Source organism: Nonomuraea sp. NPDC049646 (assembly GCF_044465525.1).
GTDB lineage: Bacteria > Actinomycetota > Actinomycetes > Streptosporangiales > Streptosporangiaceae > Nonomuraea.
This window is the reverse complement of sequence record NZ_JBITLU010000003.1, coordinates 583,415-596,461: the sequence shown is the minus strand read 5'-3', so window position 1 is coordinate 596,461 and position 13,047 is coordinate 583,415. Positions and strand designations below refer to the sequence as shown.

Below are 13,047 nucleotides of genomic sequence, written 5' to 3'. Positions count from 1 at the left end.
TGAGGGCGTTTCGCGCGTGGTGCGGTAACGCGCCGCCGGGCCTGGATGGCACGAACGTGGCGCCGCCGACGTGGCCCAGCTCGACAGCCTGCGGCCGGCCGCCACCGAGCATGCACCCGCCGCCCTCGGCCGGCCGTCCGACACGCCGCGACGCCCGCCCGATCTTTACCTGCCGCCACTCCCTCGGCTCTTGCCCTATGACCCTGGGCGGGCGGGCCGGGGGATGGAAGAGATCTTGGGGGCGGGGTCAGATCGTCTTTCGGGGCGTGCGCCCTAAGCTGGTTCTTGTGACGTCAAAAGGCCCACTGCGTGACCCCGCGCACCGCGTCTCGCCCAAAGCCCGCCGCCTGTGGTTGCTGCAGGCGGCGATCGGGTTCGTGTTGTTCGTGGGCGGTTCGGCCGTGGTAGCCGGGTGGGTAGGCGGCAGCGGCTGGTCGTGGGTCCCGTCGTGGTTCGCCGCGCGTTCCTGGTTGTTGCCGCTGGTGGTCGGGGTCGTGCTGACGCCGTTCCTGGCGGCGGAGCCGTTCATCAGGTACGCCGTCCACCGCTGGGAGTTGTCGGGCGACGTCGTCTACGCCAGGTCGGGGTTCCTGACCAGGGAATGGGTGTTCGTGCCGGTGAGCCGCATCCAGACGGTCGACAAGGGCCAGGGGTGGATGGAACGGCTGCTCGGCCTGGCCACGCTGGAGATCCGCACCGCCTCGCACGCGGGCTCGTCCACGATCAAGGGCCTCGACTTCGAGGTGGCGGCCGGGCTCGCTGAACGGCTCGCCCACCGCGCCGAGGAACTCAGGGACGACGCCACGTGACCCAGCCGCCACCACCACCGACCCCCCTGCCACCTCAGCCCATGCCGCCCCCGCCGCCCGCGCCGAGGCGGCTGAGCCCCAAGGTGCTGCTCATCGACCCGGTACGCATGCTGCCCTCGCTGCTGCTGCCCCTGGTCGGCGTGCTGTTCGTGGGCGGCTTCTCGGCCAGGTCCTATGCGTGGGCGGCGTTCGGCGTCGTCGGCACCGTCGTGTTCGCGGTCATCCGCTGGGCCACCTTCACGTACGAGATCGTCGGCGACCGCCTGGAGACCAAGCGGTCGCTCATCAGCCGCTCGATCCGGACCATCCCGCTGGAACGGGTGCGCGGCGTCGACGTGTCCACGCCGCCCATGCACCGCATTCTCGGGCTCGCCGTGCTCAAGGTCGACACGGGCGCGAGCGGCGACGACGAGGAGGCCGCGCTCGACGGCGTCACGCTGGGCGAGGCCGAACGCCTCAAGGCGGTGCTGCTGCGCCGTGCGGTCCAGGTCAGGGAGGCCGAGCACCTCCCCGGGCCCGGCCCCGCCCCGGTGAACCGGCCGATCATCGCCGTCCCGCGCCGGTGGCTCCTGTACGGGCCGCTGTCCGGGGCGTACCTGCTCACGCCGTTCGCGCTCGCCGGCGGCGCGGTGGGACTGGCCTTCCAGTGGGGCGACGACCTGGGCTTCGGCCAGGACGCCGCCTGGAGCGCGGGGGAGTGGCTGTGGGAGCACCCCTACCTGCTGCTCGTGGTGGCGCTGCTGCTGGTCGTCGCCATGCCGTTCGTCGGCGGCGTGATGTACGCCGTCTTCAACTGGGACTTCCGGCTCACCCGCCGCGACGGCTACCTCGTGGCCGAACGCGGGCTGATCAACCGGCGCAGCGTGTCGCTGGAGTCCCGGCGGGTGCGCGGTTACGAGATCGTCGACGGTCTGGCCGAACGCCTTGCCGGGGTCGTCCGCGTCTGGGCGATCGTGACCGGGCTGGGCGACTCCGAGACGCGCGGGCAGCTCCTGCCCGACGTGCCGCGCCAGGTCGCCGTCGGCGTCACCGCCGACGCCGTGGGCCCCTTCCGCTCCACTCTGCGCGCCCATCCGCCGGTCGCCCGCAACCGCCGCCTGTTCCGCGCGGTCTTCCCATGGCTCCTCCTGGCCACGCTGAGCGCCGCCGGGGCGTGGGCCACAGGAATGATGCTCTGGTGGATCCTGACGGTCCTGGCGGTGCTCCTGGCGGGCGCTGGGGTGTTCCTGGGCCTCGACCGGTACGCCTCCCTGGGGCACGGCTACGACGGCGCCCGGCTGGTCGTCCGGTCGGGCTCGCTGCGCCGCGCCGAGGCCGTGATCGAACGCCGGGCCGTGGTGGGCTGGCGGCTGCGTCAGACCTGGTTCCAGCGACGGGCCGGGGTGCTGACGCTGATCGCGGGCGTCGGGGCGGGCAAGGGCGGCTACGACGCGCTGGACGTCTCGGAGGCTCAGGGGGCGGCGTTCCCCGCCGAGGTGACGCCGGAGTGGCTGGCGCCGTTCATGCAGCCCCACGCCGTCCCGCCGCAGAACTGAACGCCTTCGCCGGACACCGCGGTACTTCCTTCCTGAACGACCGAGGCCGCGCCCCCTGTCGAGGTGGGCGCGGCCTGTGGTCGCCTGATCGGGTGCGGGTCAGTCCTGGCGGCGGGCGCCGAACATGATCTCGTCCCACGTCGGAACGGAGGCTCGGCGGCCCCGCGAACCCTTGCGCGCCTGACGCGCGGCCGGCGCGGGCGGCGGAGAGGGCACCGGGACGTCGTCCTTGCCGGGGCCCTTGGCGTCGTCCTTGCCGGGACGGGCGGCCGGGACCGGCGGGGTGCCCTTGGGAGCGCCGGGGCCGGGCTTGGGCCTGGGCGCGGGCGCCTTCTTCCCGGCCACCTCGACCGTCTCGGGCGCCTCGACCTGCTCTGCCGCCTCCTCGGACGCCTCCGGCACGGCTACGTCCTCGGCGGAAACGTCCTCGGCGGGCACGTCCTGGGCGGCGGGTTCGGGTGCCGTCGCCGGGTGCTCGTGCTCGGCGTCCGGGGACTTCGCCGTAGCCGCCTCCGGAGCGGCCGGGGACTCTTGGCCGGTCTCGGCGGCCGGCTCGTCCTGGGAGGCGGCGGCTGAGGGCTCGTCGGCCGGTGCGTCCTCGGTGGCGGACGTCTCGGCGGCGGGTGCGTCGGGCGTCGCCGCCTCGGCCGGTGCCGGCTCGATTGGGGCCGGCTCTGCCTGGGGGGTGGCGTCCGCCTCGGTGGTCGTGGCGGTTTCCGGGACGTCCTCGGTGGCTGCCGGGGTTGCCGGTGCGCTCTCGGTGGTCGGCTGTGGTGTGGCGGCCTGCGCCTGCGCTGCGGTTGCCGCGTCCTCCGGCTCGGGGGGTGCGGTCGTCGCATCCTCAGGCTCGGTGGAATCGGGCGTCTTGGGCGCGGGCTCCGCGGTGGTCGGTGCGCTTGACGTCACGTCCGCGGCGGTCGCCTCGGTGGTGGTCGGTTCGGTGGGTGCGGTGGGGGAGGAAGCCTCCGCCTCGGCGTCCGGGACGTCCGTCGCACCGGCCGTCGAGGCGTCCGACGAGGGCGCGGGGGAGTCGCCGGCGTCTTCGGGCGCGGGAGAAGCGGTGGTGTCGGTCTCGGGCGTGGTGGAGGCGGACGTGGTGTCGGCCTCCGGCGTCGTGGAGAGCTGAGCATCCACGGCCGAGCCCGTCGGCTGGGCCTCCGTGGCGGCCGCGGTCTCCTGCTGCACGTCGGCCGTGGCGGCGGGCTCCGGCTGGACGGGCGTCACGGCGGCAGGCGCCGAGGTACTGGGCTGGGCCGGAGCGGAAGCGTCGGGATGAGTCGTGCGCTCGCCGTGGGCCGTCGGCGAGGACGGCTGCTCCGCCGGCGGCACCCCCGGCCCTTCGGGAGCGGCCGACGTCGGCGGGACCTCAGGAGCCGCCGACGTGGCGGCGCCCTCGGCAGCGGACACCGCCGCCTGCTGACCAAGAGACTCCGAACCGGCAGGGGACCGAGTGCCGGCCTCAGAAGCGGCGGGCGACTGGGCACCAACCTCCGGAGCGGCGGGCGACTGAGCACCCTGCGACGGGCTGACCGACGGTTGCCCATCCATCGACGGGCTGGTAGGCGACTGCGTGCCAGGTGCCTGGGTCGCAGGCGGCTGCGGGCGGAAGTCCGAAGCAGCGGGCGGCCGGGTACCGAGGTCCGGAGCGGCGGGTGGCTGCGTGCGGAAGTCCGAGGTGGCGGGTGGCTGCGTACCGAAATCCGAGGCAGCGGGGGGCTGGGCGGATGTCGTCGGTTCGGTGGGTGATGGGTGGGAGGTGAGCAGGCGGGAGGGCGGGGTGGCAGGCGCGTAGATGGAGTCGTCGCGCTCGCCCGAGCGGCCGGAGCCGAAGTCGGGCAGCCACGGTGACGTGCCGCCGCGGCGGGAGGAGGCGTCCGTGGAGCGGCCGAAGCCGGTCTCGCGGCCCGCGGTCTCCCCGCGCTGCCCCTCGGCGCGTTCCCCGCGCTGCCCCTCAGAGCGCTCCCCGCGCTGCCCCTCGGCGCGCGACGGGTCCTGGTGGAAGCCCTCGCCCCGGAAGGGAGCGCGGGTGGCGTCGGGCAGGGACGACGAGCTGTCCGACGCGCTCTCCCGCCCCGGGGACGGCCGGTCGAACGGCACGTCACGCCCAGGCACGTCACGCCCGGAGACGTCGCGGCCTGTGAGGTCGCGTCCCGGCAGGTCGGGGCCGCGGCCGTAGCCGCCGGTGTCGGCGGGCCTGGGCGGCGGGGTGTAGCCGACGGCCGGCTCCTCCGGCTCGCGGCGCACGACCGAAGGGAAGGGCAGCGGGTCGGAGGCGAGCGGCGGCACCGGCTGCAGCTTGGCCACCCGCGGCGCGAACGGCGTGACCGTGGTGTCCTCCACCACGGCGGGCTCGGGATCGAAGTCGGCCGACGACAGGCGCATGGCCTCGTCGTCGTGCGGGGAGACGTGGCGCTTGCGCGGGTCGAAGAGCCATTCGGCGTGACGCGTGTGACCGTTCCAGACGTAGCCGAGCTTGACCCGCCACAGGCCGTCGTCGCGCTTGGCCGAGTCCCAGTCGATCTCGTCGGTGGGGACGCCGCGCCTGGTCAGCCGCTCGGCCACCAGCTCGCCGAGGGTGGGACCGGGCGCGGTCTCCCCGGGCATGCGGACGGCGACGCGTTGCGCCTGCTGGGCGACGTACTCCCGCTCCTGCAGCACCGGGCCCTCGAACCAGCGGACTCGTTCGACCGGGATCCCGGCGGTCGCGGCGATCTCTTCCGCTGTCTCTCCGGCGCGGATGCGTGCCTGGATCTCCTTGGGGCGCAACGGGCTCTCCACTTCGATCTCGTACTGGCCGAGACGGGAGAAGTTGCCGCGGACGGCAGCACGGAGCCGGTCGTCCACGGGAAGGGTGAAGCGCGTACCTCGCCCGGCAGTAGCCAGCACGAGATAGGTGCCGTCCTCACTCACCGCGACGAGTCGGAGCTCCTGCATGCGAGTCCCTTCGTCAGCGTCGCCATTCTTCCCCCGGACCCTTGAGTCTCTCGCGTGTGCCGGTTGCCTGCCAGCACCGTACCCGGCATGTCCGAACATCGCCTTCCTGGGAAGCCCCGGGGGCGATGTGACGCCGGTCACATTTGTGGATTCCATTTCCTCTAGTGCCCGCCGCTGTGCATGAGGAGGTTAGAGCTCCTCGACGGATTCTGGCGAATCGCGGCGCGTGCTGTTGTGCACTTCAGCGAACTCGCGACAAGGGAAGGACCGGCGTCCGGACGGCGTTCGAGAAGACGCGCCGCGGCGGCGGCGAGGTACGGGGCGCCGGCCGAGAACGCCGGCCCGCCGGAGGCGACCTGGCACCAGCCCGAGTCGGCCGCGCCCACGACGAAGACCCCCGAGCGCACCAGCGACCGTACGGCGGCGCCGAGCGCGGGCGAGTCGGCCCCGTCGGCGGCGAGCGCGACGACGGACGGGCCGCGCGCGTGCCGCCGGATCCAGTCGAGCCCGGCCAGCACGTCGGCCAGCGAGCCCGACCCCGCGCAGCCGAGCACCCGTACCGAGGCGATCCTGGCCTGCGGCGCCCGCGAGGCGACGGCCCTGGCCACGCGCGTGCCGTGCCCGCCGCAGTCGCGCCCGGTGCCGCCGGTGGCGTCGAAGGCGCGCCAGGCCCGGTCGCCGAACTCGGCCCGGGTGACGTCGACGCCGCTGTCCACGACGAACACGGTCGTGCCCGCGCCCGTGTCCGTGCCCGCGCTCGTTTCGGAGGCGGCCTCGGCGGGGGCGGGCGCGTCGGCGGGCATGGCGTGGATCTCGCGGTCGGGCTCGACGGCCAGGACCCGGGGATCGGATCTGAGCTCGGCCAGCTCGCCGACGGTGAGGAAGGTGGCGAAACCCGGCAGGGCCTCGGTGTAGTAACGCCGTACCCGCCATCTCACCTCCGCGACGAGGTCCCGGGCGTCCGCGCGGCTGCGCGCGGTGACGATGTAGGGCCGGGTGGGCTCGGAGGCCGAGGGGCGCAGGGCGAGTCCGGAGGCGGGCGTCATGGCGAGAGGCACAGCGGTCGTCGCGGCCGTCGCCACGGCCGCGGCGAGGTAGACGGAGGGTAGGCCGAATCGTCGGGGCACGAGTTACGAGGATGCCTGTCACGCAGGTCACAGGAACAACGGGACACGCGCTCGCGTCTATTCACGAGGAAGCTCTTTACCGTACGCATGACCAGAGGGGACTGATCCGGGGGATGACCGGCGAGCAGCGGAAGTTCGAGCTGAGCGTGCCACAGATCCTCGGGAGCGCCCTCGCCGCCGTCACCGCCGCGGTGGCCGCCTCCTACCTCGGGGTGGCGGGCACCGTGATCGGCGCCGCCGTGGTCAGCATCGCGAGTACGGTGGCCAGTGCCGTCTATACGCACTATCTCAAGCGCACCGGCGACCGGGTCAAGCAGCACACGCTGTCCGCGTGGCGCGAGGAGCAGGAGGAGGGGCAGGGCCTGCTCGCCGCCGCCGCGAACGCCACCCCGGCCGCGGGCGAGGAGACCGCCGCGCACACCGTCCAAGGAAGCGCCGTTCAGGGAGGCGCCGTTCAGGGAGGCGCCGTTCAGGGAGGCGCCGTTCAGGGAGGCGGCGTTCAGGGGAGCGGTGCTCAGGGAGGCGGCGACCAGGGGCATGACACGCTGGTCATGCCGGTCGCCGTGCCCGCCGGGCGCAGGGGGCTGCCGTGGCTGAAGATGGCGGTCGCGGCCGTGCTGGTGTTCGCGGTCAGCATGGGCGGCATCCTCGCCTTCCAGGCCCTCGACCACCGGACGCTGCACGAGCGGGTCACCGGCAGGCAGACGCCGGTGAAGGAGCAGCAGCGCGCCCCCGTCAAGGACCAGGGGCACGACCGCCAGGACCGCGACGACCGGCCGGCCGGGCCGACCCAGTCGCCGACCCCGACCCCCACCCCGACGCCCACGGACACGCCGCGCACGCCGCCGCCGTCCGAGACCGGCGAGCCGAAGCCGAGCGGCACCCCGGCGCCCACGCCCACGGACACGGTCGAGCCCGTCCCCGAGACGCCCGGCCCCGGCGAGGAGGAGCAGGAGCGTCCCGACCCGGGCGGGCAGCAGTCCAGCGCGCCCCCGGCCACGACGCAGCCGGACGAGCCGCCGGCGCAGCAGGAGGGGCGCTAGCCGAGCACCACGTCGAGGTAGTCGTTGGTGAACACCCGGCGCGGGTCCAGCCGGTCGCGCAGCGCGACGAAGTCGTCGAAGCGGGGGTAGACCTTGCGCAGGTACGCGGCGTCGCGGGTGTGCATCTTGCCCCAGTGCGGCCGGCCGTCCAGCCGGTTCATGATCTCCTCCACGCCCTCGAAGTAGGCGGGGTTGGGCGTGGGCCGGTAGATGTGGCAGGCGACGTAGGCCGAGTCGCGTCCGTACGCGGTGGACAGCCAGGCGTCGCTGGGCGGCGTGACGCGGACCTCGACCGGGAAGGTGATCTTCCAGTCCATTCTGTCGATCAGGTCGCGGGTCTCGCGCAGCGCCTGGGCCAGGTGCTCGCGCGGCACGGCGTACTCCATCTCCAGGAACCGCACGTCCCGGCGGGCCGTGAACACCTTGTACGACGTGTCCACCGCCTCCGAGTCGCCGAGGGCCGCCGCGCTGATCGCGTTGATCCGCGGGATCAGCGCCGGACGCCGCCCGCCGACGGCGCAGGCGGCGCCGAAGACGGTGTTCTCCAGGAACACGTTGTCCAGCCAGTGCTTGAACGGGCTCGGCGGCCTGGCCGGGCCCGCGTCCCTGTTGTTGGTCTTGACCAGGCAGGCGTCGGTGTGCGGCAGCCAGAAGAAGTCGAGGTGCTCGTTGGCCGAGGTCAGCGAGTCGAGCGAGCCGAGGATGTCGGTGAGCGTCATCCTGCGCCGCCGGTTGCGCAGCAGGAACGCGGGCTCCACCCGGAACGTCACGGCCGTCAGCACGCCCAGCGCCCCGAGGCCGACCCGGGCGGCGTCGAACAGGTCCTCGCCGGGCACGGCCGTGACGACCGAGCCGTCGGCGAGCACCAGTTCCAGCTCGGCGACCTGGTCGGCCAGGCCGCCGCTGTCGCGGCCGGTGCCGTGGGTGCCGGTCTGGATCGCGCCGGCGACGGTCTGCTCGGTGATGTCGCCCATGTTGGCCAGGGCCAGCCCGCGCTGGTCGAGCAGCTCGTTCAGCACCTTGAGCGGCGTGCCGGCCAGGACCGTGACGCGGTCCTCGCCGGCGGACCTGATGCCGCTCAGCCCCTCGGGGCGGAGCATGATCCCGTCGGTGAGGGCCACCCCGGTGAAGGAGTGGCCCGTGCCGACCATGCGCAGGCGGCGCCCGGCGGCCGAGGCGTCCCGCACGGCCTGGACGACGTCCGCCACGCTCGCGGGGGTGCGCACCTCGGCAGGGGCGCCCGTCTGATTGCCGGCCCAGTTAGTGAAGACCATGAGGCGCCCCTCCGAGCGTCGTTCCGATTAAACGTGAACGATACTCACTTCTCCCAGCCTTCGGGAACCGGGAAAATCTGACCGGGCTGCAGGTTCTGCTGCTTGATCACGTCGGAGACCGTGACGAGCTGGTAACCCTTGGCCTGCAGCGACTTGACGATCGCGGGCATGGCGTCCACGGTCTGCTTGACCCAGTCGTGCATGAGGATGATGCCGTCGCGCTCGGCCACCTCAAGGGTCTTCTTCTTGATGGCCTCGACGTTCTTGGTGTCCCAGTCGTGCGAGCCGGCCGTCCACAGGATCATGGGCATGCCGAACTCGGTCGCGACGTCCGACACCTGGATGTCGGCCAGCCCGTACGGCGGTCGCAGCAGCTTGGGCTCGACGCCCGCCGCCTTCTTGACCGCGTCCTGGGTCTTCTTGATCTCGCTCCTGATGACCCCGGCGTCGATCTTGGTGAAGTCGGGGTGCTTGTAGCTGTGGTTGCCCACCTCGTGGCCCTCGGTGACCATGCGCTTGACGAAGGCCGGACGGCTGTTCACGTACTGGCCCTCCAGGAAGAACGTCGCCTTGGCGTTGTACTTCTTGAGGGTGTCGAGCAGCGTTCCCGCGTACTGGCCGGGCCCGTCGTCGAAGGTCAGCGCGATGCACTTGACCTGCTCGCAATCGACCTCGGCCTTCTTCGGCGTCTGGGCGAACGCGGGCGCGGGAGCCAGGGTGACGCAAACTGCCGCGATAGCTAGAAGTGAAGTGATTTGTCGGGACATAGCAAAGCTTCCGGTGTGATGGGTGTTGCGAGGGATAACTCCCGACCGTAGCGGATCAGCTCTTCAGGGGTGAAGGCGCTTCCGGAAGTCTCAGCAAACCCGAACCTCCGACACCCACGACCGCCGCCGTGAGCGCCGCGCACACCGCGAAGCCGAACGCGCTGGAGGCGCCGAAGCTGTCGGTGAGCCGCCCGCCCGCCCACGCGCCGATCGCCACGCCGAACCCGATCGAGGTCGAGATCCAGGCCATGCCCTCGGTGAGCAGGGACGGCGGGACGAGCCGCTCGGTGAGCGAGAACCCGGTGATGAGCGTCGGCGAGATGGCCAGACCGGCCACGAAAGCCACGGCGGCCATGACCCACGGGTCGTCCACGAGCATGATCGGCAGCAGGCCCACCACGAACACGCCCAGCGCGCGGATGAACCGGGCGCGCAGCGAGATCCGCCACTCCCGCGAGCCGAACCACAGCCCCGACACCATCGATCCGCCCGCGAACGCCGCCAGCAGGAATCCCGAGGCGCCCTTCACGCCGTGCTCCTCGGCGAAGGCGACCATGATCAGGTCCACCGAGCCGAACACCGCGCCGAGCCCGAGGTAGACGCACGCCAGCAGGGCGATGCCGGGGATCAGGATGGGCGTGCCGCCGCCCGTCCTGATCGGTTGCACCGGGGGCTGCGTACGCCGCTGCGCCGCCAGGGCCAGGCAGCCGCCGAGCATGCACACCAGCGCCACCACCAGCCCCGCGTACGGGTTGACCGCGGTGGCCAGCACCGTGACGAGCGCGGGCCCGGTGACGAAGACGACCTCGTCGGCCACGGACTCGAAGGCGAAGGCGGTGTGCAGCGTCCCGGTGCCGCCGTGGATCGTGGACCAGCGGGCCCGCACCATAGACCCGAGGGACAGGGAGGACGCGCCGATCAGCAGGCCGGAGACGTACAGGGTCCATTCGGGCAGGCGGAGCGCGGCGCTGAGCATCAGCGCGGCCATCGCCAGCGCGTTGACCACCGAGAAGGGGGCGATCACCCGGTTCTGGCCGAACCTGTCCACCAGCCGCCCCGACAGCGGCGCCGCGATGGCGAAGGCCACGTTGGTGGTGGCGCCGACCGCGCCGGCGGTGGCGAAGGACCCGGTGACGGTGGAGATCAGCAGCACGACGCCGATGCCGAGCATGGACATCGGCATCCGGCCGACGAGCCCGGCCAGCACGAATCCTTTGACGCCGGGCCCCTTGAACAACCCCCGGTAAGGCCCGACCACGCTGTTTCCCCCTTACTTAGCGCCCCCACGATGGCGCACCGTCTGTCCGGATGGCAAGTGATATTTCCGGTGAGTGGGTTAACGTGTGCCTGATGTCCGGTCTTCCCTCTCTCCGTGCGGTCCTGCTCACGGTCCTCGGCGTGCTCGTGGTCACCGCCGTGGCCGGGGGAGTCGTCGTGCTCATGGGCGATGACCTGGTCAGGACGGCCCAGGAGCCGGTGCGCCGGCCGATCACCCGCGTGGTTCCGGAGGCCGCTCCCCGCCTCGACCAGCTCGTACCCACGACGGCGCCGGTCAAGGATTTCGGCCAGGGCGGTCCGGGCGTCACCGTGACGCCGCCGCGCGTGCTGGCGATCGCGCCCGCCACGGTCTCGCGGCGCACCAGGCTCGCCCTGGGCGCGCTCAAGCACGTGCAGAAGGCCGCCGTCGTGGACGCGGGCGCGGTCAAGGTCGCCGGCACGTCGCTCAACCTGCTGGCCGTCGACCCGGCCGACTTCCGCTCCTGGACGCCCCAGCCCGTCGCCGACCAGCCGGCAGTCTGGAGCGCGCTGGCCCGGGGCGAGCTGGTCGCCGAGGCCGGCACCACGCGCAGGTACGGCATGATCCTCGGCGCGATGTACCAGGTGGACGGCGGCCCGAGGCTCCGGGTCGCGGCTTCGGCCACGCTCGGGCTCTCCGGCGTGGACGGCCTGGTCAGCACGGAGGTGGGCCGGTCGCTCGGCTTCGCGAAGGGCGTCGCGGTGCTGCTGCACGGCAAGCCGGGCACGATCGCCGAGGCCGGGGTGCGGCGGCTGCTCGGCAAGGGCGCGCAGGTCGTCGTGCTCGACGCGGCCAGCCGCACCCAGCGGCAACAGCAGCAGCAGCCGCAACAACAACAGCAGCAGCCGGTCACCGTCGGCCGCCCGAACAGCTACCTCGACCTCTACAAGGCCGCCGCCACCCGCTGCCCCGGCCTGTCCTGGACGGTGCTGGCCGCCATCGGCCAGGTCGAGAGCAGCCACGGCCGCAACAACGGCCCCTCCAGCGCGGGCGCGCTCGGGCCGATGCAGTTCATGCCCGCCACCTGGAAGCACTACGGCGTGGACGGCGACGGCGACGGCAAGGCCGACATCTGGAGCCCCTACGACGCCGTGCCCGGCGCCGCCAACTACCTGTGCGCCAACGGCGCGGGCAAGGGCGGCGCGAAGCTGCGCAAGTCGATCTGGTTCTACAACCACTCGTGGGACTACGTGGACAAGGTCATGGGCATCGCCGAGGCGTACGCCCGCACCTACGCCTGAGGCCGCCCGCCGGGCCGGACCGGACGCGGGCAGCAGGTGAGCGGGCACGGGACGGGCTCCGGCTCGTCCATCAGCTCCCTGACCATGCGGACGAACGCCGGATGGGTGCCGGCCGTCGCCGCGCGCTCCATCGGCAGGCCCAGCTCGGCGGCCACCTGCCGGGCCTCGGTGTCGAGGTCGTAGACGACCTCCATGTGGTCGGAGACGAACCCGATGGGCACCAGCACGACCGAGCCGGCGTCCGTCTTGCGCAGGAAGTCGCACACGTCGGGCTCCAGCCACGGCACCTGCGGGGGGCCGCTGCGCGACTGCCACACCAGGTGCCACGGCTCGTCGCGGCCCAGCGCCCGGTTGACCAGCTCGGCGCTGCGGCGGAGCTGGGACTCGTACAGGCCGCCCGAGGGGCCGGCGGTCTCGGCCATCGAGACCGGGATGCTGTGGGCGGTGAACACCAGCCGGGCGTCGTCGCGGCCCAGCCGCTCCAGCGCCTGGCGCGTGTGGTCGGCCATCGCCTCGACGAACCCCGGATGGTCGCCGAAGTGCCGCATCTTGATCAGCTCGGGGCCGCCCTCGACAGAGATCCTGGCGATGTCCTCGTAGTACTGGCGGCAGCTCGAATATCCGGCGAACGCCGAGGTGGCGAAGACGGCGGCCCGGCGTACGCCGTCGGCGGCCATCTGCCGCACGGTGTCCTCGCCGAAGGGATGCCAGTTGCGGTTGCCCCAGTAGACCGGCACGCCCGCGACCGGGCCCAGCGCCTCGACCAGCTCGCGGTTCTGCCGGTTGATCGGGCTGACGCCGCCGAAGCCCTGGTAGTGCTCGGCCACCGCGAGCAGCCGCTCGCGCGGCACGCCGCGCCCCCGCACGACGTTCTCCAGGAACGGCAGCACGTCGTCGGGGCCCTCGGGGCCGCCGAACGACAGGACGAGCAGAGCGTCGTAATCAGCCACGTGTCAAGCCTAGTCAGGAGAGCGGGCGGTCCGGCCGGAGGGAGGGCGAGGCAGCGCAGAGGAGGCGCAG

At 72.9% G+C, this 13,047-nt stretch carries 11 protein-coding genes; 4 read left to right on the top strand and 7 right to left on the bottom strand.

Annotated features, from left to right (window positions below; translation table 11 throughout):
* The first annotated feature begins 287 nt into the window (after positions 1-287).
* Positions 288-809: a PH domain-containing protein gene (locus ACIBQ8_RS11770; protein ID WP_358284587.1), complete on the top strand. Its 522-nt coding sequence runs from the start codon at positions 288-290 to the stop codon at positions 807-809.
* A gap of 41 nt (positions 810-850) precedes the next feature.
* On the top strand, positions 851-2,344 hold the full coding sequence (locus tag ACIBQ8_RS11765; RefSeq protein ID WP_397191885.1) for a PH domain-containing protein: 1,494 nt from the start codon (positions 851-853) through the stop codon (positions 2,342-2,344).
* Between the two features lie 99 nt (positions 2,345-2,443).
* Here the strand turns inward: ACIBQ8_RS11765 and sepH are convergent, their stop codons facing one another.
* The 3 genes from sepH to ACIBQ8_RS11750 form a co-directional block, all read right to left on the bottom strand.
* The gene (gene sepH, locus ACIBQ8_RS11760; protein WP_397191884.1) at positions 2,444-5,278 is read right to left on the bottom strand and encodes a septation protein SepH; all 2,835 of its coding nucleotides are present in this window, start codon (positions 5,276-5,278) and stop codon (positions 2,444-2,446) included.
* Between the two features lie 161 nt (positions 5,279-5,439).
* Positions 5,440-6,405: a protease inhibitor I9 family protein gene (locus ACIBQ8_RS11755; protein WP_397191883.1), complete on the bottom strand. Its 966-nt coding sequence runs from the start codon at positions 6,403-6,405 to the stop codon at positions 5,440-5,442.
* Positions 6,321-6,944 carry a pentapeptide repeat-containing protein gene (locus ACIBQ8_RS11750; RefSeq protein WP_397191882.1) on the bottom strand — a complete coding sequence of 208 codons (624 nt, stop codon included), beginning with the start codon at positions 6,942-6,944 and terminating at the stop codon, positions 6,321-6,323. Before ACIBQ8_RS11750 ends, ACIBQ8_RS11755 begins: the two co-directional genes overlap by 85 nt.
* A 12-nt stretch (positions 6,945-6,956) precedes the next feature.
* On the opposite strand from ACIBQ8_RS11750, the gene ACIBQ8_RS11745 reads away from it, so the two are divergent.
* Positions 6,957-7,448, top strand: a complete 492-nt coding sequence (locus ACIBQ8_RS11745) for a hypothetical protein (RefSeq protein WP_397191881.1) — start codon at positions 6,957-6,959, stop codon at positions 7,446-7,448.
* Here the strand turns inward: ACIBQ8_RS11745 and ACIBQ8_RS11740 are convergent.
* The 3 genes from ACIBQ8_RS11740 to ACIBQ8_RS11730 are packed head-to-tail and all read right to left on the bottom strand — an operon-like array spanning position 7,445 to position 10,747.
* Positions 7,445-8,722: a D-arabinono-1,4-lactone oxidase gene (locus tag ACIBQ8_RS11740; protein WP_397176488.1), complete on the bottom strand. Its 1,278-nt coding sequence runs from the start codon at positions 8,720-8,722 to the stop codon at positions 7,445-7,447. The genes ACIBQ8_RS11745 and ACIBQ8_RS11740 overlap by 4 nt on opposite strands.
* A gap of 44 nt (positions 8,723-8,766) precedes the next feature.
* Positions 8,767-9,489, bottom strand: coding sequence for a polysaccharide deacetylase family protein (locus ACIBQ8_RS11735; protein ID WP_397176486.1), 723 nt, complete (start codon positions 9,487-9,489; stop codon positions 8,767-8,769).
* Between the two features lie 55 nt (positions 9,490-9,544).
* The gene (locus ACIBQ8_RS11730) at positions 9,545-10,747 is read right to left on the bottom strand and encodes an MFS transporter (RefSeq protein ID WP_397191880.1); all 1,203 of its coding nucleotides are present in this window, start codon (positions 10,745-10,747) and stop codon (positions 9,545-9,547) included.
* Positions 10,748-10,839: 92 nt separating this feature from the next.
* Here ACIBQ8_RS11730 and ACIBQ8_RS11725 point away from each other — a divergent pair, with 92 nt between their 5' ends.
* Positions 10,840-12,027: a lytic transglycosylase domain-containing protein gene (locus ACIBQ8_RS11725; protein ID WP_397176482.1), complete on the top strand. Its 1,188-nt coding sequence runs from the start codon at positions 10,840-10,842 to the stop codon at positions 12,025-12,027.
* On the opposite strand, the gene ACIBQ8_RS11720 is transcribed toward ACIBQ8_RS11725, so the two are convergent.
* Positions 12,018-12,977, bottom strand: a complete 960-nt coding sequence (locus ACIBQ8_RS11720; RefSeq protein ID WP_397176481.1) for a ferrochelatase — start codon at positions 12,975-12,977, stop codon at positions 12,018-12,020. The two genes, ACIBQ8_RS11725 and ACIBQ8_RS11720, sit on opposite strands and share 10 nt — an antisense overlap.
* Positions 12,978-13,047: the final 70 nt, after the last annotated feature.

Bases quoted from the DNA above. Each gene is read 5' to 3' on its own strand.
- ACIBQ8_RS11735 (WP_397176486.1), bottom strand. From the start codon at position 9,489: ATGTCCCGACAAATCACTTCACTTCTAGCTATCGCGGCAGTTTGCGTC.
- ACIBQ8_RS11765 (WP_397191885.1), top strand. From the start codon at position 851: ATGCCGCCCCCGCCGCCCGCGCCGAGGCGGCTGAGCCCCAAGGTGCTG.
- ACIBQ8_RS11740 (WP_397176488.1), bottom strand. From the start codon at position 8,722: ATGGTCTTCACTAACTGGGCCGGCAATCAGACGGGCGCCCCTGCCGAG.
- ACIBQ8_RS11725 (WP_397176482.1), top strand. From the start codon at position 10,840: ATGTCCGGTCTTCCCTCTCTCCGTGCGGTCCTGCTCACGGTCCTCGGC.
- sepH (WP_397191884.1), bottom strand. From the start codon at position 5,278: ATGCAGGAGCTCCGACTCGTCGCGGTGAGTGAGGACGGCACCTATCTC.
- ACIBQ8_RS11745 (WP_397191881.1), top strand. From the start codon at position 6,957: ATGCCGGTCGCCGTGCCCGCCGGGCGCAGGGGGCTGCCGTGGCTGAAG.
- ACIBQ8_RS11750 (WP_397191882.1), bottom strand. From the start codon at position 6,944: ATGCCCCTGGTCGCCGCCTCCCTGAGCACCGCTCCCCTGAACGCCGCC.